The organism is Geobacter sp. 60473, from assembly GCF_036323535.1.
GTDB lineage: Bacteria > Desulfobacterota > Desulfuromonadia > Geobacterales > Geobacteraceae > Geobacter > Geobacter sulfurreducens.
In genome coordinates, this window is sequence record NZ_AP028967.1 from 3,682,464 (window position 1) to 3,705,602 (window position 23,139).

Sequence of the window (23,139 nt, forward strand, 5' to 3'; positions counted from 1 at the left end):
GTGGAACCGATCCTTGTTGTTGCCGCAACCCGGCAGGAGCTGACTCTGCTGATCCGAAGCCTCGGCGCCCGGGAACGGGGGGGGCTCGGTCGCCGTCCCAGTTGGCTTGGCAAGGTGGGGGTGCTGCCGGTGGTCCTGGCCGTGACCGGCATCGGCAAAGTCAATACCGCGGCTGCCCTTGCCGCGCTGTTCGAGAACTTCATCCCCCGCCTGGTGATCAATACCGGCTGCGCCGGCGCGTACACCGCGAGTGGCCTCCGGGTCGGCGACTTGGCCGTTGCCTCAGCCGAAATTTCCGGCGATGAGGGGGTCCTCACCCCGCAAGGATGGGAAGGCCTCGATCTTATCGGCATCCCCGCCTTGGAACGTAAAGGGGTGCGCTACTTCAATGAGTTCCCACTCCCTCTCCATCCTGCCGAGCAGGCGGTCCAGCTGGCCACGGCCCTCGGCGTTCCGCTCCGCCGGGGGAAGTTCGTCACCGTCTCGACCTGCAGCGGCGTCACGTCCCGTGGTGACGAACTTGCCAGCCGTTTCGACGCAATCTGCGAAAACATGGAAGGGGCAGCCGTGGCCCAGGTCTCCCTGGACTACGGCGTCGACTGTCTGGAGGTCCGGGGGGTCAGCAACATGGTGGAAGACCGTGATCTTTCCCGCTGGAACCTGCCCCTGGCCGTGGAAAAGGCCCAGCGTTTCATTATCAAATATCTCGAAACCTGCGGGGAGGAGCAGTGATGGACGCGCTCTCGCTCGGCTTTTCGCCCTGTCCCAACGATACGTTTATCTTCTATGGCCTGATCCATGGACGCGTGCCGACCAGCGGACTTGCCTTCCGGGAGAGGCTCGAAGACGTGGAAACTCTGAACGGTCTTGCCCTGGCGGGAGCTCTGGACATCTGCAAGGTTTCCTACCATGCCCTCGGCTATCTGCGCGACCGTTACTGTCTTCTCCGCTCGGGAGGGGCGCTGGGGCGCGGTTGCGGTCCCCTGGTGGTGGCGCGGGGTGCGTCGACCCTTGCCGACCTGAGGGGAAAGCCCGTGGCCGTGCCGGGGCGTTTCACCACGGCTGCGCTGTTGCTGCGCCTTGCGGACCCCGCCATCGACACCCTCGTGTACATGCCGTTCCACGAGATCATGGGGGCCGTGGCGCGGGGCGAGGTGGCTGCGGGGGTCATCATTCACGAATCGCGCTTTACCTTCCGCGACTATGGCCTCACCCAGCTTCTGGACCTGGGGGAGTGGTGGGAGGGAGAAACCGGCTGCCCCATCCCCCTGGGAGGGATCGTTGCCCGCCGCGACCTGGGCGTGGATACCATCATCGCCGTGGAGCAGGCGCTACGGTCGAGCGTGGCGTTTGCCCAAGCAAACCCCGGCGAGGCGAAGGCTTACATTCGAGCCCATTCCCAGGAGATGAGCGACGAAGTCTGCGCCGCCCACATCGACCTCTATGTGAATGATTTTTCCCTTCAACTGGGGCCCGAGGGGGAGGCAGCCGTGATTGAACTCCTGTCCCGGGCCGAGGCTGCGGGGGTGATCCCTTTGTCGGACGCGTTTCTGTTTTCCTCTTTATAACTGGTTGAATTTAAAAGGTATTACGCGGATCAGCCCTTCTTTTGGCTTGACCTCGTCCCCTTGGTTGTGCTATAGGAGTGCCTCGCCCAGAAGGAGGTGCCTATGGTATCTGCACTCCGGAAAGGGCGTCTGGCCATCCTGATCATTCTCTGCCAGGCGTTCTTCCAGATCCAGACACTGTCCTTGCAAGCAGAGGAAATCGCAGCACGGGAAACATCCGACAAAGAGGCCGCAGTTGCGGCCGAGGCCGACGAAGGGGTCACGGGGACCGCTTCGTACTACGCCAAGCGTTATCACGGAAGAAGAACGACATCGGGGAAGCGGTACGATCCGAAGAAGCTTACCGCCGCACACCCCACCCTCCCTCTCGGTACCAAGGTCAAAGTGGTGAACCTGACCAACGACCGTGAGGTGACGGTCACCATAACCGATCGCTGCCGGAAGAGGGTGAACCATTTCATCGACCTCTCCCGGGAAGCGGCCAGGAGGCTTGGATTCCTCGGCAAAGGGGTGACGCAGGTGCGAATCATCACCCTCGACGAAACCGCATCCTGAAACAACACATTTTGGGCGAAACAGGGGATAGGGCCGGCAGCGATGTCGGCCCTATTCTTTTGCGGGGAGGCCGGCCGGTTTACGGCTGCGCCGAAGCGCCAGGAAAGCGGGAAGAGCCACCAGGCCGAAGAAGGCCGTGGCGCCGATGCCGAAGTTGGTGGCCCAACCGATGGACGACATGGCACCATAGTCGGTGAAGGCCAGCGAGCCGAACCCGGCCACGGTGGTGAGGGCGGAAAGGAGTACCGCCCGGCCCGCCTGGACATAGCGGTCGCCTGCTTCTCCGCCATCTCCCTCGCGCAGCCGGTGGTAGACGTGGAGCCCATAGTCGCTTCCCATGCCGAGGATGGTGACCAGGACCATGGCGTTCATGAAGTTTATCTTCATGCCGGTGACGGCCATGAGACCGAGCATGGAGACCACCCCTGCAACGACCGGCAGGAGCGATGCTGCGATGCCGGCCAAGGATTCGAAGTGGACCACCAGGAGAAAGATGATCAGGACTCCGCCGATGGCGAACCCCTCCAGAAAGCTCCCCCGAACCGATTCTGCCAGCTGGCGGCTTATGAGGTCGGGACCCGTGGCCCGCGCGCCGGGGGCCACGGCTTCCAGCTGGGCCAGGAAGCGCTCCTGGGGAAAGGCATCGCCCCGATAGTGGAGGGTGAGGAGAAGGTGCCAGCGTCCGTTTCGCTCCACCAGGAACCGATCCACCATGCTGCCGAGGGGAGATCCCCTGAGAAGTGCCACCGCTTCTGCAGTTGGAACCGGCCCGGCCGAGGAGAGCCGGTCAAGGCCGGAGACGGCTTCGGGGAACATGGCCGCGTCGAAGCCTGTCCGTTCAAGCGAAAGTCCCAATTCTCTGCCCGCCTCCCGCACTGCCGGCCGTTTCCGGAGCCGTTCCAGCACCCGCTGCTGTTCCCCTGTACCGTTCATGATGCTGCCGAGCCAGGTTATTGCCACCACTTCCCGGCGTTGCCGGTACTCCTCGGCCAGAGCCGCAACCTCTCCGCCCTGTCGCATCACGTCGGAAAGATCGCTCCCTTCCACCGCGACCACCATCTGGCGCGGGGAAATGCTCAGGTGCCGCTCGATCCGTTCCTGGGTCAGGAACGCTTCCGAGTGCTGCGGCTGCAGGTTCTTCAGGTCCCCTTCGAAGGAGATGGAAAAGGCCGCCAGGGTCAGTCCGGCAACGGCGGCCAGGGAAATGAACGCGATGGTTCGGGGCCCTTGCTGGGTCAGGCGCCAGAGGCGGGCCAGCCCCAGGCTCGGGAGGGGGTAGTGGAGTGCGTCGGGAGCTCGCCGCTCGGCAAAGATGAGAAGCGGCGGCAGGAAAAAGAAGGTGGCATAGAGGGAGTAGAGGACACCCAGCCCCACCAGGAGTCCCAGCTCGGAGAGCGCCCGCACGTCTGAAATCACCAGGGCCAGGAAGGGGAATGCCGTGGTGGTGGCGGCAGTGAAGACGCCGTTGCCGGTGTCGACCACGGCGAGCCGCAGTGACTCTTCGGTGCTGCGGCCCGCACTCCGTTCCATACGGTAGCGGTCGTAGAGGTGAATGGAGTAGTCGGTGCCGAGCCCGATGATGAGTGCCGTGAAAGCGAAGGATATGATGTGGACCGACGGCAGAAGGAGCCCTGCCGTGCCCAGGGCCATGACCGTGCCGAAGGCGATGATGACGGGAATGAGAAGGGTCGGAAGCACCCGGCGGTAGGTCACGAAGAAGAGCCCGAGAACCACCGCCAGGGATGAGGCGATGCAGGCGAGGATGTTACGCTTCATGACCGCTTCATCAATGACCGCCGAGAGATGGGCTCCGGCGCAGGAAACCGAAACCCCAGGTCCCACGGCGGCCCGTGCCTCGTTGATGCCTGCCACGAGCTTGCGGGCGAATTCCATGTCCTGAACCGGCCGGGCCGGCTCTGCTATCATGACGAGAAGCTGTCCGTCCCGGGAGAGAAAATAGGGGGACTCGGGATCCAGGTCCAGCGCCTGACTCGCCGCCTGGAGACGCGGCAGGATCAATTCGCGGAGGGCCAGGGGGTCGGCGGCCACCAGATCCCGGCTCCCCATCCCCCCTCCGGCGGCAAGTTCTGTCGTAGCACGTCTCAATGCCGCATCCATGCGGGAAGCATCCAGACGGTTTGAGAACTCGTCCGCCTGATCGGGGGAGAGAAAGAGATGGGGCAGCGTTACAGCACGCCCGACAAAGGCTGCAAAATCAGGCAGATCAGCGGGTTCCACCACCCGGTAGGAGACCGAGCGAAGGGCGGGTTCGCCGTCCACCCGCAGGGCGCGAAGCCGTGCGGCCAGGGCTTCTGCCTCGGCGGGGAGCCGTTCCCGGTTTCCTTCCAGGAGGAGGTACGCCTCGCCGGCGCTGCCGGTCCACTCAAGGGTGTCCAGGAAGAGGCGAAGGGCCCCCCGGTCGGTGGGGAAGAGTTTGAATATGTCCGATTCGAAGCGGAGTCCGGCGATAGATGCGATTGCCAGGCAGAGGGCCAGAAGTGAGCCGGCCAGGGTCGCCCGGGGATGATGCCAGGTGACCCTGAAGAGCCATGCCAGGTGCCGGCCGACGGCAGAATGAACAAATGCGACGATGCGCCGCATCTAGAGCCCCTTCAGGCCCGCCAGCGGCATGACCGTCACCCCCTCCAGGGACGGGGTGAGCGCGGCATCGTCAAGGGGAGTGTTCACCTCCGGGTCATCGAAGGATATCTTCACCCGCACGCCGTGGCTATCGCTGAACTCGATCAGGGCAGGAAACGGCACCCCCTCCAGGGAGCGGTAGTTCCGGTAAATCACCTCTCCGCGTGCCGACTGCTTGCGCTCCAGGAGTCCTTCGGGGCCATAGGTGGCGAGGGTGACGCCGCCGTCGTCCGTCTGCTCTTCGGTCCGCCCGGCCGCCTCGGGGCGGTAGAGGGGAGAACCTTCCACCACCCACTGCATCATACGCCACCCCTGGAGCCCTCCCTTGGCCGGCAGGTCGGCGAAGGTTCCCACGTAGGCCTGCCCTTTGGAGGGGAGCAGGATGGTGATCCGCTCGCCGGCGGCGAAAAATTCCAGGGCCGTGGTGCCGAAGGGGGTGAGCATGACCATGTGGAAGCGGTCGGGACGGCGATAGAGGAGATAGCCGTTGCCGCCGGTGTTCCCGTCGGGCGTTTTAACCGAAAGTGAGACCGTGGCGGCCAGGGTTTCCACCCTGGCCCCCGGTTCGAGAGGCACCTGGGGCTGCGGCACCGTGGCACAACCGGCCGCAAGGGCGACGGCAAGGACGAGGAACAGGGCGAGTCGTCTCATGGCGGCAGTACCCTCACTCTATCCTGAAGTCGCGGTCGGTGAGCCCCACGTTCCGGCGGACATTGCGGAAGGAGATGACGGTCCGGTCCCGGTTCTGCTCTTCGATGATCACTCGCCTCAGTTTTCCGTCGGTGGCGAGTATGACCTGAAGGTTCTTCACTCCCCGTCCCTGGGAAGGGGCTATGGAAATAGTGACGGCGTCGCCGTTTCGCTCCGCCTGGACGGCGACCCCGTCGGGGAGCGAGGTGACCGGTTTTTCCATGAGCGCAAACCAGCGGGCGAGCCCTTCGTCAGGAGGAAGTACGATCTTCTGCCGGACTCCGTCGGCGGGGAGCAGGGTGGAGATGACGTTGTCCCGCAGCAACACCCGGCTGGCGTGGGGAGGATTGAGTTCCATCATGAAGCTGTCGGGCTTGCGGAAACGGACTATCCCGTTCGCTACCAGCTTTTTTTTCATAAGGGCGATCTGCTTTTCCTGCGTGATTTCGGCGGTGAAGTCGTTGACCCCGGCAAAGGCCGAGCGGAGGAGTTCGAGCCCTTCCCGCGGAGAGATCCGTGCTGCCTGGCCGGGCGCGGGGACAGCCAGCGCCATGACTGCCAACGCGAGCAGAATGCGTGCGAGGCGGCTTATCTTCATCAGAGGTTTCCTACCTTGAGGGTTATTGTGGCGGAGGCGGCCGGGCGCCCGTCAGCCGTCACCTCGCCTGCGATCAGGTGGAGGGGGCCGAACGATTTTACGACTGTCACGGAGACGGTCAGGGTATCTCCCGCTTCCACCGTGCCGTGAAAGTCAGCGTGGTCAACGGCTGCAAGGATGCCGCCGCCGTTTGCGTCGTCCGCTGCGGCGATGCCGCCCAGTTGGGCCATGGCCTCCAGCAGGAGCAGGGAGGACCATCCCCGCGTACCGGCGGTCGTCCGCATGAGGGCCGTGGCCGATCGGCCGGGCTCCCTGGCGATTATACGGTCGAGGACGAGAAAAGGATAGCGATGAGGCAGGAAGTCCCACGGAGCGGGGCTATGCACGCATACCCCCGGTGACGTCGATGGCGTGGTACGGTCCTTCGGGCGACGCTGCCAGGTGGAGCCCCCGGGCACCTTCGGGGAGGACCAGCAGGAGCGAGGCCAGGGCAAGCCCCCCCATGGCCAGGGATCGTCCGATAAGGTTGCCCGATTCCAAAGTCGGCACGGCAGGGAGTGGAGCGGTGAGGGCTGTGATGTCGGCTGCGACTCCCGAGAGCGACACCAGGGCCGGTGCCGCGGGTGGCATGAGCCGGTCGACCGCCTTCCGTTCCCGGCCGGCGGGCAGCATGCCCACCGTTCGCAGTCCCGTGATTCGGCCCCGCAGCCTGGCGGCGCGTTGCTCCGCATGGTCCCGCCGCTCGAGGACCAGGATGCCGCACCCCTCGCTGAAGGAGCGGGCATAGGTCCGCAACTGGCCCGCGGCCCGGAAACCGGCCATCATCAGTGGAGTCAGTTCATCCACTCCGCCGGCCAGCATCACATCGGCCCGCCCCTCCTCCAGGAAGCGGCAGGCCATCTGGATGGCGGCCTCGGCGGAGCAGAAACGCTGCACCTGGGTCACGTTGGGTCCCTTGAGACCGTGCTCGATGGAGGCGTTGCTGGCGGCGGCATTGGCAACGGTGTTGGGGAAGAGCATGGGCACGAGCCCTTCCACTCCCCTGGAGAAGTAGCCGCTCAGAAACTCCACGGAATTGGCTATGCCGCCGAAGCCGCAGCCCAGGGCAATGCCGATGCGTGTGGGGTCGCCGCCCTTCGGGTCGATGCCGGCATCGGCCAGGGCCATGCCTGCGGCCACGGTGGCCAGGAGGCTGCACCGGTCGAACTTGCGGGCCTTGAGGGGGGGCATGAAGTCTGCGGCCCTGAAGGCGTCCGCCTTGCCCCAGTGATATCCTCCCTCGCCGAGGACTTCGACGGGGATGGGGGTGAGGCGGCATTTGCACTGTGCCACCGTTTCCCGTAGCGGTTCGATTCCCACCCCGGCGGCGGAGATGGCGGCAAGGCCGGTGACGGCTATGTCCATTGACGGGATGCTCATCGTCCGATCACCACCGAGGTAACGTTGCCGCCAAAGGCAAAGGAATTGGACAGGGCAACGGTTGCCGAACTATGCCGGGGGCCGTCGTGGCAGTAGTCCAGGTCGCACTCCGGATCGCTCCCCCGGAAGTTGAGGGTCCGGGGGATAATCCCCGCCCCCAGGGCCGTTACGGTGGCGACGATTTCGATGGAGCCGGCTGCGCCCAGGCAGTGGCCGGTCATCCCCTTGGTGGAGACCAGAGGAACGCGTTTCACGTCAGTACCGAACACGAGCTTCATGGCCTTGCTTTCCACCACGTCGTTGAGGGGGGTACCGGTGCCGTGGGCGTTAACCCAGCCTATATCGCCGGCAGAAACCCCTGCATTGTCGAGGGCGGCCCGCATTACCCGGGCTGCTTCCGACCCGGATGGCTCCGGTGCGGTCATGTGATGGGCCTCGCCGGCCAGGGCATAGCCCAGAACGCGGCCGTAGATGTGGGCGCCCCTGCTGCGTGCCGTCTCCTCCCGTTCCAGGACCACGAAGGCCGCCCCTTCGCCGAGGGATATTCCCTGGCGGCCCAGGCTGAAGGGGGAACAGGGCTCGGGATCGACGACCCGCAGAGAGTTGAATCCGGCATAGGTGAGGATAGAGAGTGTGTCGCTTCCGCCGCAGAGGCAGGCGTCGAGCTGACCCGTGGCGATGAGGTCGGCACCCCAGCCGATGGCCGTGGCCGACGAGGAGCAGGCGGTAGTGATGCTTCCCTGATAGCCCCAGAGGCCGAAGCGTTCCGCCAGGGCGGTGGTGGTCCGGTCCGGCAGGATGCAGCGCAGGTCGCCCGGCCGTCCCCTGCCGCCCGCAAGCCGGTCCCGGAGCCAGGCCTCGCCGTGGATCATCCCCGATGCACCGGCTCCCACGCAGACCCCCACGGTAAAGGGATCGTAGTGTTTCCCGGCGCCGCTCATACCGAGGGCCTCCGCCGCTGCAACGGCGGCGAACTGGTCGGTGCGGGAAAGCCGCCGGGCGTCGGCCCGGTCAAAGTAGTCCAGGGGGGAGTAGTCGCGCACCTGGGCTCCGATGTGAGAAGGGAAGGGCGAAACGTCGAAAAGATCCACCGGTCCGATGCCGCTGCGTCCGTGCAGGAGAGCGTCGGTGAAGGTGGCCAGGTCTTTGCCGGCCGCGCAGAAGATGCCGAGGCCGGTTATGGCGATACGGGTTTTGTCCATCGTGATTCGTTCGAACGGCTCGAAGTGCCGGGCAAGGCTCTTTAGTGGATAACTGCCATATGGTGATATTGTAGCCGGACGGTCCGGCGAAGGCAAAGAAAAGTTGCCGGTCTCCGCCGGTGTGGCACGGCCTGTCAGAGGATTCCGCCGTCGACCACCAGGCACTGGCCGGTTATGTAGGATGCACGGTCCGAGGCCAGGAAGGCCACGGCCTCGGCCACTTCCTCCGGGCGCCCGGTGCGGCCGAGGATGCTGCTACCCACAATCCGATCGACCATCTCCCGCTTCATGCCGGCAATCATCTCCGTTTCGATGAGTCCCGGCGCCACGGCGTTCACCCTGATGCCGAGAGGGCCCACTTCCCGGGCCAGAGATTTGGTGAAACTGACCGCGGCCCCCTTGGTTGCGGCGTAGTTGGTCTGCCCGGCAGTACCGGCAAAGGCCGATACGGAGGATAGGTTGATGATGGCGCCCCTTCGTCTGGCGAGCATCTTCCGCACCCCCCACTTGCAGCAGTGGAAGAGAGGAGAGAGGTTGGCCCGCATGACCGCATCCCAGTCGTCCTCGGCCATCATGGCCAGGTAACCGTCCCGGATGATCCCCGCGTTGTTCACGAGGACGTGGAGGGTGCCGCTCTCCCTGCTCGCCGCGTCAATGGCGGCTATGGCCCCCTCTGCCGTGCTCACGTCCGCCCGTATCGTGGCAATGGAGCCGGGCAGCCCCGCCGCCTCGGCTTCCAGGGAGCGGGCCGCCTCATCGTCGGCGCGGTAGGCGGCGGTCACCAGTGCACCTTGCCGGGCGAAGTGAAGGGAAATGGCCCGGCCGATCCCGCGGGTGCCTCCGGTGACGACCACGATGCTATCCTTGAATTCCATGGGATTGTCTCTCCTGTAGGTGGTGGGCGATGCCCCGCGAGATGGCTGTCAACGGCCCGTGGGAGCGCCTGCTCCGTCACCGTTCGCCATGAAGCGCCTGATCCGTTCGTCGGTGGCCGGGTGGGTGGAGAAGTAGTCGCTGAGCGAACGCTCTTTCTTCCGGTCCTCTCCTTCCCCGGCCCTGCGCTGGTGATCCTGTTCGAGCCGGGCCAGGATATCTGCGTACCGGGAAAGCGGTATCCTTTTGCCGTGGAGATATGCGACCGCCGCGTCGTCGGCTTCCACCTCGAACTCGCGGGAGAACCTGGCGTCGACCAGAGCCGTGGGGAGCCCTGCCGACAGGGATGTCACCGAGGTGATGTCGCCGGTGATGGTTGCCAGCAGAAGCCCGGTGGCGGAATTCTGGAGGACGTGGCGCAGGGCGTGGCGGTTGCGCACGTGCCCCATCTCGTGGGCCAGGACCGCGGCGATTTCGTCGTCGTTTTTTGCCAGTTTCACCAAACCGTCGGTCACCACGATGATTCCCGACGGCAGCGCCAGGGCATTGGCGCCGAGCCGGTCGCTCCGCCGGAATTCGATCCGGTATCCCCCCGCGAAGGGAAGCTCGCGGGTCATTCGGGCGAAGAGGCGGGTCAGTTCCCGGCGGCGCGCGTCCGGAAGCTGGGAGGGGGTGAACACCATCCGGTCAAGGAGTGCAAGCCCTTCCCGCCCCAGGGATTCTTCGGTGGACGGCGGGATGGCGAAGGCCGCCTTTCGTGCCAGGGCGGGGATGCCATACGTCACGAAAGCCGCGATGACCGCGACGGTCAGGACGAGGGCTACGAGGGCGCGGGGCAGGCTTCTCTCCCACCGGTGGAGCGCCGCCGAGCTTCGTCCCCTTCCCTGGCGGCGGAGAAGGCCGTCCGCGAACCGTTCGTCGGAGAGCTCGCAGAGGGCGCCGTCGGGGAAGCGGATGGAGCGGCGGACCGTTGCCAGCCGGGGTGAAACCGTTACCTCGTCGATGGGGTAGGTTCGCTCCACTCCCTCTCCCCGCACTCTCAGCTTCGAGCCTTCCACAACCAGCGTGACCGCGGTTTGGGCTGAACTGATCCCGTTGTAGAACAGGCCGCGTGCTTCACTCATAAGGCCACATCGATGCCGAAGATGTCGCCGATCTCCTCGCCGGTGGCCGTAACCTCCTCGGTCGGTGCCGCGGCAAACTCCTCCAGATCTCCGGTGGCAAGGACGGTCAGGTTCTCCATGCGGTAGCGGAGGACTCTCACCGTGGCCCATGGGATCATGAGCCCCAGGGTCAGGAAGATGGCCACGGCGTTGGAGAGGTAGAGCCATGCCATGTGACGGGCCCGGAGCGAGCTGGTGAAGCGGGCGCCTGCCACCTTCGTGCCGTTCCAGACGAGGTTCGTCTCGTTGGTGCTGACATAGATGGCGAAATAGAGGTAGGCCAGGGGAATGAGGAGCGCCGGCAGCACGGCTGCCAGTCGCCAGGTCCCCCCCGTACCTGCAGGGAGGAACGCCCCTCCGGCCAGGAACAGGAGCGGGACCGCCACTGTCACGATCGCAACAAAGCCTGCCACGGCCTTGAGGTAGAGGAGGTAAAAATCCCTGGTCGTGGCGGTGAAGGAAAATGAGGTCGTACCGTAGGCGGAGTTTTCCACGAGGAACCGTTTTCGCCGGTAGGCCGCGTAGGGGTAGAGGAGTCCCAGGGTCAGCGGCACCAGCAGGGAGAGGAGCCCGTAGACCAGGTAGGCCTGGCGGTAGTCGGCCCGGAAGGTGAAGCGCAGGTTGCGGTAACTCGTGCTGCGGAGGTTGAAGAGGCGCGAGCGGACCACGAGCCACGGCACGGCCGCGAAAAACAGGGCACCCAGGGCGAAGGAGAGGGTGGGGCTGTAATTGGTCCCGAGGGTATAGAGCAGAAAGGCCAGCACCCCGATGAGCCAGCCCCGGAACAGGACCCGGGGGTCGGCCAGGTAGTCGAAGGGCGCGCCCTGGAGCATGGTGTTGCCATAGAGGTAGCGGCGCTTGCGGACCTTGGCCCAGGCCGAATAGACCCCCAGGGTGAGGATCTTGAGAAGGGTGTTGACGATCCAGATGCCGAAGTATTCCCTGGCCGTGCCGGTGAAGCTGAAGCGAAGGGTCCGGGGGCGGGCCGTTGACGGGGTCGCCGGGGCGGCAACGGCTGCTTCCGCACCCAGCGGAGACGCGATCGCCGGAACCGGGTCGGTTCCGGCAGCAGTGCCTCGGGCGAACAGGAACGTATCCCGGCATCGGGGACAGGTGACCCGGGCGCCGTCGGGAATGGTCCCGGCCGGCATGTCCCTGCTGAACCCGCAGGCGGGGCAGCTTACGGTCTCACGGTCCACAGCCGCTCCTTGGCTACTCAATGACGAAATACTCGCCCGCCACCTCCACCCGGTCTCCCGGGCGAAGCTTGCGGCCCCGGCGAAGCTCGGTTTCGCCGTTCACCCGCACGGCACCTTCTGCGATGATGATTTTTGCCTCGCCGCCGCTGGCAACCAGGTTCGCCGCCTTGAGAAAGCTGTCGAGCTTGATGTGGTCGGTATCGATCTTCATGGGCTCTCCGCGGGGCATCGTGCCCCGTTCATACGGTTGTCTTTGTAGCATTTTTCTGGTAAGAATAGCGAGATTTTTTACCCAGGGAGAACGACGCATGCTTACCGCATCCGATTTCAAACGCGGCCTCGTCATCAAGCTCGACAACGCCCCGTGCCTCATCCTCGACGTCCACTTCCAGTCCCCGTCCGCCCGGGGGGCCAGCACCATGGTCAAGACCCGCTACCGCAATCTCCTGACCGGCCAGGTTCTCGACAAGACCTTCCGCTCCGGCGACAAGGTGGAAGAGGCCGACTTCGAGCGCCACAAGGGGCAATTCCTCTACGCCGACGGAGACCGCGGCGTCTTCATGGATCTGGAGACCTACGAACAGTTCGAGATGGACGCCGAGTCCTTCCAGGTGATCCAGCCCTACCTCCTCGACGGCACCGAGGTGGTCCTCGGCCTCTTCCAGGAGCGGCTCGTCAGTGTCGATCCGCCCCAGGTGGTGGAGCTGACCGTCACCGACACCCCGCCGGTCATCAAGAATGCCACCGCCACCGCCCAGACCAAGGAGGCGACCCTCGAAACAGGCCTCACCCTCCAGGTTCCTCCCTATCTGGAGGTCGGCGAGAAGATCAAGGTCGACACCCGCGACTGCCGGTTCATCTCCCGTGCCTGAGAGGGGGACAGGGGGCTGAATATCCTCGTGCCGGCTCCGGACTGCTCGAAAAAAGGGTTGACACAAACCCTGCTTCGGTTTATAACCTAAAGCTCTTTTCGCCCAGATAGCTCAGCTGGTAGAGCAGAGGACTGAAAATCCTCGTGTCGGCGGTTCGATTCCGTCTCTGGGCACCATAAAAATCAAGGCTTCGCGGATCATCCGCGAAGCCTTTTTTCGTTTCTGCTGTGACTACAAATGTCTACATTGCCGCCAAGGTCTTGCGGGCAGTAAGCTCTTAGCGTTTCCAGATCAGAAGCCGGCCGAGTAAATAAAATACAATCGGGAGTCCAATGATTAAGCCTCCGAGAAAGATGTTAAAGTCTTTATCTTTGGCAAGAGGAGAGGCATCAAGTATAAGAATTGGAACGTAAATTAGAAGAAATGTTGATACAAACAACGCCTTCTTATAATCGAATTGCGGCTTGACAGATTTTGTCAAGCCATCACTAGCAAAATCAGAAAATTTATTATTTTCCACAATAATCTCCTTATCTGTCAAATGACAAAAAATCTAACAACTCCAAAGCTTCTTTTTCTATTATATTGTCCTGAGTAGAAACTATATTGTACTTTATTAAATGCTCATAAAATTTTACCGCAATTTTACCCTTATTTGCGACATCTATACTACGTTCTTTAGCCAATAAGCATTTTTCAAGCATAGTAAATGCCTTAATTAGCAACTCTCTATCATAGTGAATGTCTGTTTCATTGAAATAGACAACCCCCTTCCCGGTTAACAACCAATTCGCATTGTAACCAAGCTCCACCAATCTAGAAATTATTTGTGCGCCAGGATTATTTTGTTCACCGAGCTCCAACTTGGCCAAACTCGCCCTAGAAATCCCTAGCTCTCTAGAAAAAGCCTCCTGATTTAGACCACGTTCTTCCCTGATTTTTTTTATCCGCTTGCCTAATGAAGACATAAGTCACCGGTCTAATATTTTTGTATTGATTTGTATAATATTTTATACTATTGTTCGTTTAAGTTTGTTGTTGGTCTGAATTTATCACAAATTAGCACGGGAGCCTACAAATGGAAACCCTTTTGACCCTTAAAGAAGTTGCAGACGATTTAAAGGTCTGTAGAGCTACGGCCTACCGCTGGGTGAAAGGCAACAAAATTCCCGCAATTGTTATCGGCCGAACAATCCGAGTTAGACAAAGTGACCTTGATATGTTTTTAGCCCAAAGCTCCTCTTCGAATCTCACAGGACAGCAGGGGGGACCGGATGAACAATGAGGTCGAAAAGAGGCTGGCAGCGATCGAAGGAAAGCAAGATGAGATCGTAATGATGCTCCGGCAACTCTTGCCGTCCCAAGCGCAACTCGACCTGAAGAACCTCGCGCGCAAAGTCGTCGCAGGCGACAGACAGGCGCTACGCGAGTTTAATGCGACCCGGAAGACCGGAGGTTAAAACCCCATGCAAACGGTCCAGACCAACATTAACACCGATACCACAGTCGGGCCAAATATCCAAACGCGGCAACGAGCCAGGGTGAAAGCAGAGGCAGTTCAGCAAGAGCTATTCAAAGCCGAAACCACATGGTTTCACATATTTAGAACGATGATTGACAGCGGTGACGCCGCCAAGATGGGAGGGACGACTTTCTTGGTTTACGCGGTCATCAAGGCCCACGCAAATTATCACACGGGGTGTGCATTTCCGGCTATCGAGACCATCGCAAAAAAGGCCGGAATCAGCCCAGATCAAGTTACAAGATGCGTCAAAAAGCTTGAGGAACTGAACTATATAGCAAAAGAGAAAAAGGGGCGCCAGAACATCTACACGCTCCGTGAAAAGGTTCACATGCTTGATGATGAGGGTCGCCCTGCTGCTGTTGCAACGTGGGACTATCTGCCGGCAACCATTTCCGAAGCCACGGCAGAAATCAGGAACTACCTCGTTACCGGGCAGCACACGGGCACAATCATCAACATCGAACGGCTGTACCTCCAAGTCAACAACGGAGGTCAAAACCTTCAGGTGAATATCGGCGACATTTCGGACCCTGAACTGAGAAAACAGCTTCAGAGCTTCTATGAAAAGTTCCAGGCCAGGATGGCGGACTGAGTTATCCACAGTTTTCGAGCGGGCTAAAAATAAGCCGCATGGGTGCAGGGTATTACCCCTCCAATAGGCCGCATGGGTGCGGGGTTTTCGAGCCAAATGGGCCGCATGGGTGCGGCACTAAAGAGAAATAAAGATAAAGGTTTTAAAAAGAGTGAGAACCCTTGTGGAAAACTCGGGTTGGAGATTTGAAGATGTCTGTTCGTGAACATCCTACCAAAGCGAATACCTGGATCATCGATTACTACCCACAGGGCCGTAAGGGCAAGCGGGTGAGAGTCCATTTTGTAGGAAATGAAGCCGAAGCTAGGGCGCTGGAGCTCGAAATCCGTCGACAGCACGTCAATTCGAGTCCAATCAACCCCAAGATCGTTGATGCCATTCCAGACTGGCTTCAGGAGATGGCAAACAATTATCAACCAACGACGCTACGCGATGCGAAGACCTGTTTAAAGCATCTTGTGCCGTTCTTCGGGCATCTTTTCTTCAATCGGCTTACACCTGGCCTGATTGAAAAATTCAAGAGCCATCGACTCGCAACGGGCGTTTCGAAACGTACGATCAACAAGGAGCTGACCTATTTTTCATCGCTCGTCAATTGGGCGGTGGACAACGGATATGCTGAGCCCCTGCCGTTTAAAATAAAAAAATTCCCGAAGGTAAAAGCCCCCAAACCCAACATTCCTCACCCCGATGAAATTGAAGCAATCATCGCCCACATTGAGCCGAAATACAGGCCAGTTTTACTACTTCTATACGATGGCGGAATGCGGCGCTCTGAGGCTCTTAAGCTCAAGGCGGAATCAATCAATTTGAAAACAAATCTGATCCTGTTCACTGGCAAAGGAAATAAGGAACGAATAATCCCCATCACCACGAACCGGTTACGGGAAGAACTCGAAAAGGCTCTTGAGAAAACCAAGCGGGGCTACCTGTTTGTGAACCCGAAGACGGGCAAGCCCTATGATGGTATTCGGAAAGCCTTAATAAGAGCAGCCGAAAAGTCCGGAATTGAGAGAAGAGTGTATCACCATCTTCTTCGTCATAGCTTCGGGACTCACGCTTTGGCGGCAGGTTTGAACCTGCGAGCGATTCAAGGGGTGATGGGACATTCAACGAGTAAGACAACCGAAATCTACACCCATCTTCTGGGTGATTACCTCGCCGAAGAAAGCAAGAAATTCGACGCTTTCATCAAGCGTAAAAAGGGGGACGCCAACACTGGTTAGCCAGGAAAGAATGAAAGTATTTGTAGGAGAGGTCTGGCAGGTTGGATCGAGTGAAATATCGGTCATGGTCAGAGGGTGCCGTGGGCATTACACCGCCTATTGCGAGACGTTCCCCGGGGTCAGTTGCACTGCCTCAACAATAAAAAGAGCCTTGGGCGGTTTCGTGGATGCCGCACACGATCATCTCTCCACATTTATCGCTGCTCTGCCGCTCCATCAGCGTCGCCAAATCTGCCTCTGGATGCAGGACGATGAGGCCCCGGGATTCTTCCGCAACCTTCCCGACCAAGTATTCGACCACGGCCAATTCGCAACCCGCGAAATTGATGACAGAAGGCAAGATAAAAGGCGTTCTATGGGAGCGTCACTAACTACCTGAAAAATAGTAATAAACTCATATAGAGGGTGTAAATGCGAAATATAGCCACTCTACACAGACTGGGGTAAGTTGAAAAAATCGGACACCAATGTTAATTACCCCATTTAACGGAGGTGTCGAAATGATGAGAGGTCCTAACAGTCGCTACTCGAAGGAGTTTCGGAGCGAGGCCGTGAAATTGGTTGTTGAAGACGGCGTGTCTGCCTACGAGGCATCCCGCCAGCTCTCCCTGCCGAAGTCCACCCTTGAAAATTGGGTGAGAGCGTTCAAGGCCGGGAAGCTCGGGGACATCGGGGGCCAGCAGCGCCCTTTGACCGAGGTCGAGCAAGAACTCGATCGGGTCAAGCGGGAACTGGCCCAGGTCAAGCAGGAGCGCGACATCCTAAAAAAAGCCGCCGCGTACTTTGCCAAGGAGTCGCTGCCCGGTACGCGGTGATCAAAGAGCTTCGATCTGAGTTCCCTGTGCCTCTGCTCTGCCGAACTCTGGAGGTTTCGCCAAGCGGTTATTACTCTTGGCTGAAGCGCCCGGACTCGCCACGTCAGAAAGAGGAGACACGGCTCGTCATCGAGATCAAGGCGGCTCACAAGAGAACCCGGGAAACCTACGGACCGGAACGATTACAGACCGATCTCGCCGAGCACGGCGTTCGGGTCGGGGTCCACCGGATCAAGCGCATCCGTAAGGCACATGGCATTCGCTGCAAACAAGTGAAGAAGTTCAAGGCAACAACGAACTCCGACCACTCGCTGCCGGTTGCCGAGAATCTTCTGGGGCAGAACTTTGCGGCCGAAGCCCCCAATCAGGTCTGGGTAACCGATCTCACCTACATCCCCACCGCCGAGGGCTGGCTCTATCTCGCCGGCCATAAAGACCTCTTCACCGGAGAGGTCGTGGGTTACGCGATGGGCGAAAGGATGACGAGGAACCTGGTTAGCCAATCCCTTTTCCGCGCCGTGGCGGCCAAGCGTCCGGCGGCAGGGTTGATCCACCATTCGGACCGGGGCAGCCAGTATTGCGCCCTGGAGTACCGAAAATTACTTGAACAGTTCGGCATGCAGGCGTCGATGAGCCGCCGAGGCAACTGCTACGACAACGCCCCCATCGAGAGTTTCTGGGGAATGCTGAAGAACGAGTTGGTCCATCATCGCCGCTACGCCACCCGGCGCGAAGCGATGCAGGAGATCACAGAGTATATCGAAATCTTCTACAACCGCCAAAGGCGCCAGAAGCGATTGGACTATCTCTCGCCTGCTGCCTATGAGCGGAGATATTTCAAAGAGCTAAGAGCAGCATAGGGCTTTGGTGTCCGCTATTGACGACCGACCCCAGACCCGCACGGGAAGCCAGTTTAGACCTATATGGCGTCATTTGTCCGGCACCTGATGTGCCGTCTGTTAGGCGGGTCCGGTTTTCTGCCCCAAAAATGGCGCTATCAAAGAGGTGGGGCAAGCTAATGGCGATTCTTGAAGGCAAGATAAAAGGAGCAATGTCATTATGAACTTAACTCACCGTATTAAAAGACGAAAAAACGACACCACAAGGACAATCACGGCGTCAGCAAATATGCTAAGGCCATTCCGTGTCTGCGTTCCCAATGGCGCCATAGGAAAAACACTAAAAATACCGTTAGTTGCCGACCTTGGTCGTACCTGGTTCATCTCCCCGTTTTCCTAGTGATGTCATCGAGGATGCAACTGTATGCAGACACGTTGCTTTTTGTGACGTCGTCATGGCAACGTCATTGAAATCAGCTGTCGCATAAGCATTTTCGTTTGTTGTGCTGTCATTACAGATGATGCGCAAAGGGATTGAGTTGCTATGAAAAAAAAAGCCATCATTTGCTGTAAAAAGCAGAGAGTATCTCAGAAGCGAAAAGATTGGTATGCACAACTGCTTGCCATCGCCAAACAGCGCGGCTATGCTCTTGGATGGGTGTCGGCCGCCTTTCATCGGAAGTTCGGAATTTGGCCTCCTAAGTCGATTTTGTCGACGCCACCAAGCGCAGCGGTGATGCCCGAAGTAATGGGGTTCGTCGGTCTGTTGTCGCACGAATACCGGAAAAGCGTTGATGTTGAATATCGGCAACGGTCGTTACTTAAAGCAATGGGACATGACCCGACACTTCTGGACAAAGCAAAAGAAAGAAGGCTTCAGGAGCAAGCTTCGTTACCGACTGAAGGAAAGGCAAGTAAACCCGCTAGAAACGAAACATGACAGCCGGACAAACGAAAAGGGCCTCTTGAAAGGGCCCTTTTTGTGGTCTTCCGGTTAGGGGGGTGCTGTAGGCAATCCCCCCCCTTTCGACAGCCTTTCTTGCAAACTTTTTATCGTTTTTCTGTCTGTAACGATAGAGATTTACCTTTTCCGGGGCTTCTTCGAGTCGTGAATCACATAGAGGCCAACGGCGATGATCGAGGTAATTCATTATCAGGACACTTATGATGTTCTCGATTGGTGCGCACATCATGGTTCCTCCACGTTCCGAGCAAATTTTTCAACCGTGACCCGAGCCACGGCCTGATAAAAGTCGTTAAGCGCCTCGCTAATCCTCTCGGCCTGGGTCTTCAATTCCGGATTCGACGACACCGCTTCATGGTTCTCGATAAAATCCGACCACATGCACGTCATGATATAGGCGGTATGCAACGCCTCCTGGTGGCCAAGTTTGTCAGGTTTTGCCATGTTTTGCCAACCTTCCCGATTCCGCCCAAGCCACCACTCGGACACAAGCAACTCAGCCAAATAGATCAACAGAGAAGGGTCCTTTCTTACCTACTATCGCTCCTCTGCAAGAAAAGAGCAAATAGTTCTTTCACAGCAAGGAGAGAGATATGGATATATGGATAGATGACAAGCGGTCAAGTTCCACCTTAAGCCAATACGGCTATATAGGGTTTCATATCGCTTGCAATTGTCATTTAATATTAGCTAGTTCGGCAACAAATTATCGATTGACAACCAAAAAGCTATTGCTATATGTTGTGGTTGTGCGAAAAGTTTATAACAACATATAGCCAATCTACTCGTTAGTATCCTTGACCTCGCAGCAGGCAATAAGTTACGCACATTTTGCGTAAAATTAATTGACAAGTCGTTTTTTTGCTGGCACAGTGTCATTACGCATAATTTGCGTGACTTGCTATGGTCTGTCAACCGCCCTTGGGGGAAGTGGAGGGGGGAGAAAGGGGAACGCCCAAATGAATTTCGGGCAATTGTTAAAGGAGGCTCGAAAGAAAAGCGAAAAAACACTGAAGGAAGTCAGTCAGGCAGCCGGCTTATCGTTAGGATATATATCCGACATTGAGCAAGGCAGACGTAAGGCCCCGGCACTGGAAACCGTCAGGAAGATTGAAGCCTATCTGAAAATAACTGACGGTAGATTGGTGAAGGCAGCAGAATTAGAGATGGATCTTCAAGCAGAGGCAAAAACCATCTTCCGCAAAAGACCTGAACTGAACATGCAATTACTCCGTGCATCCGACTTGTATTCAGAGGAGGAACTTACTGCAATGATAACTGACATGATTGAAAAGAAGGGCACCCAGAATGACCGTACCTAGTTTCCTTTTCCAAGGCATGAGTGGTGTGCAAATCGATCATCTTGCCACTAATATCATTGTCCAGTATCAACCGGAAGTCCTGAAAGGCGGCAAGGCATTCGATGTTCACCGGTTCGTAGATACAAAACTGGAAGATCTGACCGGCGTGATTCCGGTGTATTCAAATGAACTGCCGCCTGAAATTTATGGTCTGACCGACAGCGCAAACAAGCAGGTCATCTTTCAGGAAGACTTGGCCACAGATGAATCCAGCTTGAACTTTTTCCGATCGACACAGGCCCACGAAACCGGCCACTGTTTCTTGCATGTTCCTCAGTTGCAGCAAAGAAGTCGTACACAGGTGTTCCGGCAAGCCAAGGGTGAAGACGGCATCCACCTTTATCGCAAAGATGATATCCCGATTTATCGCAACCCAGAATGGCAAGCATGGCGATTCGCAGGAGCGCTACTTATGCCAGAAAATCCTCTACGGATGATTTTGCGTGATGGAGCCAGTCTGGGAGAAATTGCTGAAACCTTCGGAGTGAATCTACCATTTCTGAAAACGAGGTTAAAAGCTTTGAAAATACTGAATTAGAAAAGCCTTGATGGTGGCACATCAAGGCTTTTCCCCAAAAGGCAGGCTTTGGGGACTTGCAGCGGGGTATTTCTCTAAGTGGATAAATTACCAAATAACCTCCCAGCCTGCAAGGTCTAATAATCGCCTGCCGGAAAGGATAGGTGCCCACATGATTGTGGAAAGACCAGGGAAGCGTCTGGTTTTCGTCGCGTACATCACCATCAAAGGTGTTCGACGCTACGCAAGCCAGTACGGTCGCAAGGCGTGGCCCATCTGGGTAGATGCCTAAATGCAACCAGGAGGGGGAACATCCCCCTCCTCAACCCAGCAAGTAAAGGAGACAAAAAATGGCGAAAAATCCACCGACCGGTGATGGTCACAGACATGGGCAGGTAACTGGGAGAAGTCAGGTTTACAACCCGAAAACCGAGACCTGGACGAAGCGAGACACGGAAACCGGCAGGTTCATGGACCAAAAAGCCGATGGAACCCCCTTCAAGGGAGTTAGGAAGGAAAAGTAATGTCAACAGCCCCCGCAAGTAACGGGGGCTGTTGCATTTTCATCCTAGGCAAAGAACCAATCATTTATTCTTTTATTGACGGTGCCGACTGTTAACGGGATTTTGCCACTAATGGTGCCACGTTTGTCTGAGAGTGATTTGCATAAGTATTCCAGTTAGGCATGTACTCTTCAGATTGGTTACCCCAGACGGCCCAACCGTCACGAGGGCCACGAGCAAAAAGCTCTAGGAAAGGTCCTGGGCTGCACGCTTCGATCAAATCGTATTGCTCGTCAGGCTTCCGACTGTGCTCTCTCTTCTGGGTTGTAATGATGTTCTCTTGGCTCCGACCGGGCTGAAGTGTCCTTGCGTTTTTCCCTCGTACCCCGAAGAGAAGAATCTCTGTGACGTTTCGAAAATAAAAACCAACCCCTCTTCTATCAGGCCCACCATCTTTACGAACCTTGTACCAAATCAGGTTTGTCTTGTAGGAGAACCCCCAACTCTTCATCACCTCCAGCCCTTCAGGAAGCAGAGCGTTTGGCACCCACATGTACAGGTGCGCAGGATCATTAGTTATTGATTTGACGGGAAGTTCCTTAATTTCCTCTAGCGTCATTGTCGGATAACGGTTCAGCCGTTTATGCTCAGGCGCCATCTTGCCTGTACGGTTCTGGAACTGCCACGGTGGGTCGGCAAGGATGGTGGAGTACCGATTGTTTCCGACTTGTTCAATCAGACTTTCAGATGCCTTCATTTTTCCCCTCTTTTAGCAAATCAACCGTTTGTTCCAGCGTTTGTCCAATCGTGTAATCGGTAACAATGTCCGGTCGAATGCCGAAAACGAGAACCGGACAACCACCGTGCCTTCCAGCATTCAAGCGGTATAGCAATTTACCCATCCAGGTAGTACTAGCACCGTACTTGCTCTTTACAGACTTGATTTTACCGTTGTTATTGTAGACGATACTACCATTTTTACTCAGTTGCGGGATATTCGGGAAAATGTCGTTCAACTTCTCACTTCTAGTAATTAAAACCGCGATGCTGATAACCTTACATTCGTGAAATATGCGACACGCGTAAAGGTCCCTGTCGTAGGTTTGGTCTTTGCTGTTCCACTCTAAATCGACAGATACCCTTCCCTTCACATAATCGATTTTGTGGCCATCAATATAACCTTTTATGGTGTGGTGCTCCTTCTCTGGGAGCTTGTACTTCTTTGTTTTTCCAGAAGTAAGGATGCTCTCACCTTGTTCCAGCAGCCTTACTACCAGATCACCCTGAATTCTTGTCTCCAGCCAACCTGCCGGGCGTAGCATAGCCGAGAGCTTCTTCGGGATGTCCGACTCGTTGCCGCCCGGATTTCCGATGTCCCGAACGCTAAGTTTGAAGTTGAGTAAAGCATTTTCGATTTCCAACAGTTCGGTCGGAAACGAGTTTTTCAGGATAGCCGCAGCGTGCTGATAGCTGTACACGTCGTAGAGCTTCAAGACTTCCGGATCAATGCAACCACTGACCTCCGAAAAAGCATCTGCGCTAGGCCCAGGAGCAAAAGCTACATCAGAACCATCTCCCTCACCTTCTACATCCCCAGAATCATCATCCAATTCTGCTTCTGTGACACAAGCGACACTGGCCTCAGCAGCATCGACAGCACTCCGATCTCCGACGTTGAGCGCTGCTTTCCCTTTTTTTCTGGTCACGTTATCCTCTCGCCTACTTTTCTTCCTGCTAAAGGATTAATAGCACATCACAACGCTAGTGGGAAGCGCTAGGATAACCCGCAGCGTAGCTATTGAGACAGAAAAAGTCGCATCAGAACAACTAATTGGTTAGGACTACACCCGTCTCTCGAATAGCGCACAACATGCTAGTATCATTGACTACTTCAACCTGAGCAGTTAACTGAAAATCCTCGTGTCGGCGGTTCGATTCCGTCTCTGGGCACCATAAAAATCAAGGCTTCGCGGACTTTCCGCGAAGCCTTTTTTTGTTTTAGTCCCACCACGCCCCCC

General features: G+C 57.8%; 26 protein-coding genes and 1 tRNA gene. 13 read left to right on the forward strand and 14 right to left on the reverse strand.

From position 1 onward, the window contains the following. From mqnB to AABA48_RS16865, 3 genes are all read left to right on the forward strand, one after another. Positions 1-732, forward strand: a complete 732-nt coding sequence (gene mqnB / locus AABA48_RS16855; protein ID WP_286351414.1) for a futalosine hydrolase — start codon at positions 1-3, stop codon at positions 730-732. Next, a complete protein-coding gene (locus AABA48_RS16860; RefSeq protein ID WP_286351415.1) occupies positions 732-1,568 on the forward strand; it encodes a 1,4-dihydroxy-6-naphthoate synthase in 837 nt (278 codons plus the stop codon). The genes mqnB and AABA48_RS16860 overlap by 1 nt, the downstream gene beginning before the upstream one ends. 102 nt (positions 1,569-1,670) lie before the next feature. Next, positions 1,671-2,123, forward strand: coding sequence for a septal ring lytic transglycosylase RlpA family protein (locus AABA48_RS16865; RefSeq protein ID WP_286351416.1), 453 nt, complete (start codon positions 1,671-1,673; stop codon positions 2,121-2,123). Positions 2,124-2,174: 51 nt separating this feature from the next. Here AABA48_RS16865 and AABA48_RS16870 read toward each other — a convergent pair whose 3' ends face one another. From AABA48_RS16870 to AABA48_RS16915, 10 genes are all read right to left on the reverse strand, one after another. Then, positions 2,175-4,724: an efflux RND transporter permease subunit gene (locus tag AABA48_RS16870; RefSeq protein WP_286351417.1), complete on the reverse strand. Its 2,550-nt coding sequence runs from the start codon at positions 4,722-4,724 to the stop codon at positions 2,175-2,177. Beyond that, complete coding sequence (locus AABA48_RS16875) at positions 4,725-5,414, reverse strand: outer membrane lipoprotein LolB (protein WP_254278305.1); 690 nt, start codon at positions 5,412-5,414, stop codon at positions 4,725-4,727. It abuts the gene before it with no gap. 13 nt (positions 5,415-5,427) lie between these two features. Further along, complete coding sequence (locus tag AABA48_RS16880; protein WP_286351418.1) at positions 5,428-6,051, reverse strand: LolA family protein; 624 nt, start codon at positions 6,049-6,051, stop codon at positions 5,428-5,430. Further along, positions 6,051-6,437 (reverse strand): 3-hydroxyacyl-ACP dehydratase FabZ family protein, encoded by a 387-nt coding sequence (locus AABA48_RS16885; RefSeq protein ID WP_254278307.1) that lies wholly within the window; start codon positions 6,435-6,437, stop codon positions 6,051-6,053. The genes AABA48_RS16880 and AABA48_RS16885 overlap by 1 nt, the downstream gene beginning before the upstream one ends. After that, positions 6,430-7,470, reverse strand: coding sequence for a beta-ketoacyl synthase N-terminal-like domain-containing protein (locus tag AABA48_RS16890; protein ID WP_254278308.1), 1,041 nt, complete (start codon positions 7,468-7,470; stop codon positions 6,430-6,432). Before AABA48_RS16890 ends, AABA48_RS16885 begins: the two co-directional genes overlap by 8 nt. After that, positions 7,467-8,672 (reverse strand): beta-ketoacyl-[acyl-carrier-protein] synthase family protein, encoded by a 1,206-nt coding sequence (locus tag AABA48_RS16895; RefSeq protein ID WP_254278309.1) that lies wholly within the window; start codon positions 8,670-8,672, stop codon positions 7,467-7,469. The genes AABA48_RS16890 and AABA48_RS16895 overlap by 4 nt, the downstream gene beginning before the upstream one ends. A gap of 134 nt (positions 8,673-8,806) precedes the next feature. After that, positions 8,807-9,547 carry a 3-oxoacyl-ACP reductase family protein gene (locus tag AABA48_RS16900; RefSeq protein WP_254278310.1) on the reverse strand — a complete coding sequence of 247 codons (741 nt, stop codon included), beginning with the start codon at positions 9,545-9,547 and terminating at the stop codon, positions 8,807-8,809. A 48-nt stretch (positions 9,548-9,595) separates the two neighbouring features. Next, entirely contained in the window at positions 9,596-10,669 is a 1,074-nt protein-coding gene (locus AABA48_RS16905) for a M48 family metallopeptidase (RefSeq protein ID WP_286351419.1), read from the reverse strand. Continuing rightward, a complete protein-coding gene (locus tag AABA48_RS16910; RefSeq protein ID WP_286351420.1) occupies positions 10,666-11,907 on the reverse strand; it encodes a DUF898 family protein in 1,242 nt (413 codons plus the stop codon). The genes AABA48_RS16905 and AABA48_RS16910 overlap by 4 nt, the downstream gene beginning before the upstream one ends. Before the next feature lie 13 nt (positions 11,908-11,920). Beyond that, positions 11,921-12,118: an RNA-binding S4 domain-containing protein gene (locus AABA48_RS16915; protein ID WP_286351421.1), complete on the reverse strand. Its 198-nt coding sequence runs from the start codon at positions 12,116-12,118 to the stop codon at positions 11,921-11,923. A gap of 97 nt (positions 12,119-12,215) precedes the next feature. On the opposite strand from AABA48_RS16915, the gene AABA48_RS16920 reads away from it, so the two are divergent. Both AABA48_RS16920 and AABA48_RS16925 read left to right on the forward strand, forming a co-directional pair. Next, complete coding sequence (locus AABA48_RS16920) at positions 12,216-12,779, forward strand: elongation factor P (RefSeq protein ID WP_286351422.1); 564 nt, start codon at positions 12,216-12,218, stop codon at positions 12,777-12,779. Positions 12,780-12,879: 100 nt separating this feature from the next. Then, positions 12,880-12,955: transfer RNA gene (locus AABA48_RS16925), tRNA-Phe, on the forward strand. Positions 12,956-13,309: 354 nt separating this feature from the next. On the opposite strand, the gene AABA48_RS16930 is transcribed toward AABA48_RS16925, so the two are convergent. Continuing rightward, a complete protein-coding gene (locus AABA48_RS16930) occupies positions 13,310-13,747 on the reverse strand; it encodes a helix-turn-helix domain-containing protein (RefSeq protein WP_338270733.1) in 438 nt (145 codons plus the stop codon). Between the two features lie 110 nt (positions 13,748-13,857). Between AABA48_RS16930 and AABA48_RS16935 the strand changes: the two genes are divergently transcribed. The 6 genes from AABA48_RS16935 to AABA48_RS16960 all read left to right on the forward strand — a co-directional run bounded on the left by AABA48_RS16935 (position 13,858) and on the right by AABA48_RS16960 (position 18,716). Further along, positions 13,858-14,064 (forward strand): helix-turn-helix domain-containing protein, encoded by a 207-nt coding sequence (locus AABA48_RS16935; protein ID WP_338270734.1) that lies wholly within the window; start codon positions 13,858-13,860, stop codon positions 14,062-14,064. Beyond that, complete coding sequence (locus AABA48_RS16940) at positions 14,054-14,239, forward strand: hypothetical protein (protein WP_254278314.1); 186 nt, start codon at positions 14,054-14,056, stop codon at positions 14,237-14,239. The genes AABA48_RS16935 and AABA48_RS16940 overlap by 11 nt, the downstream gene beginning before the upstream one ends. Positions 14,240-14,245: 6 nt before the next feature. Further along, complete coding sequence (locus AABA48_RS16945; protein WP_338270735.1) at positions 14,246-14,896, forward strand: helix-turn-helix domain-containing protein; 651 nt, start codon at positions 14,246-14,248, stop codon at positions 14,894-14,896. Between the two features lie 191 nt (positions 14,897-15,087). Beyond that, positions 15,088-16,122, forward strand: coding sequence for a tyrosine-type recombinase/integrase (locus AABA48_RS16950; RefSeq protein WP_338270736.1), 1,035 nt, complete (start codon positions 15,088-15,090; stop codon positions 16,120-16,122). Between the two features lie 500 nt (positions 16,123-16,622). Beyond that, positions 16,623-17,797, forward strand: a protein-coding gene (locus tag AABA48_RS16955; RefSeq protein ID WP_338270298.1) for an IS3 family transposase whose coding sequence is annotated in 2 segments (ribosomal slippage) — positions 16,623-16,893 and positions 16,893-17,797 — 1,176 coding nt in all. Because the reading frame shifts where the segments join, the coding sequence is not laid out codon by codon here. 523 nt (positions 17,798-18,320) lie between these two features. Next, positions 18,321-18,716 carry a hypothetical protein gene (locus AABA48_RS16960; protein WP_338270737.1) on the forward strand — a complete coding sequence of 132 codons (396 nt, stop codon included), beginning with the start codon at positions 18,321-18,323 and terminating at the stop codon, positions 18,714-18,716. Between the two features lie 249 nt (positions 18,717-18,965). Here AABA48_RS16960 and AABA48_RS16965 read toward each other — a convergent pair whose 3' ends face one another. After that, positions 18,966-19,184: a hypothetical protein gene (locus AABA48_RS16965; protein ID WP_338270738.1), complete on the reverse strand. Its 219-nt coding sequence runs from the start codon at positions 19,182-19,184 to the stop codon at positions 18,966-18,968. A 515-nt stretch (positions 19,185-19,699) separates the two neighbouring features. Here AABA48_RS16965 and AABA48_RS16970 point away from each other — a divergent pair. Both AABA48_RS16970 and AABA48_RS16975 read left to right on the forward strand, forming a co-directional pair. Continuing rightward, complete coding sequence (locus AABA48_RS16970) at positions 19,700-20,062, forward strand: helix-turn-helix domain-containing protein (RefSeq protein ID WP_338270739.1); 363 nt, start codon at positions 19,700-19,702, stop codon at positions 20,060-20,062. Next, positions 20,049-20,639, forward strand: coding sequence for an ImmA/IrrE family metallo-endopeptidase (locus AABA48_RS16975; protein ID WP_338270740.1), 591 nt, complete (start codon positions 20,049-20,051; stop codon positions 20,637-20,639). Before AABA48_RS16970 ends, AABA48_RS16975 begins: the two co-directional genes overlap by 14 nt. A gap of 594 nt (positions 20,640-21,233) precedes the next feature. Here the strand turns inward: AABA48_RS16975 and AABA48_RS16980 are convergent. After that, on the reverse strand, positions 21,234-21,878 hold the full coding sequence (locus AABA48_RS16980) for an MT-A70 family methyltransferase (protein ID WP_338270741.1): 645 nt from the start codon (positions 21,876-21,878) through the stop codon (positions 21,234-21,236). Continuing rightward, on the reverse strand, positions 21,865-22,827 hold the full coding sequence (locus tag AABA48_RS16985; protein ID WP_338270742.1) for a BglII/BstYI family type II restriction endonuclease: 963 nt from the start codon (positions 22,825-22,827) through the stop codon (positions 21,865-21,867). Before AABA48_RS16985 ends, AABA48_RS16980 begins: the two co-directional genes overlap by 14 nt. Positions 22,828-23,139: the final 312 nt, after the last annotated feature.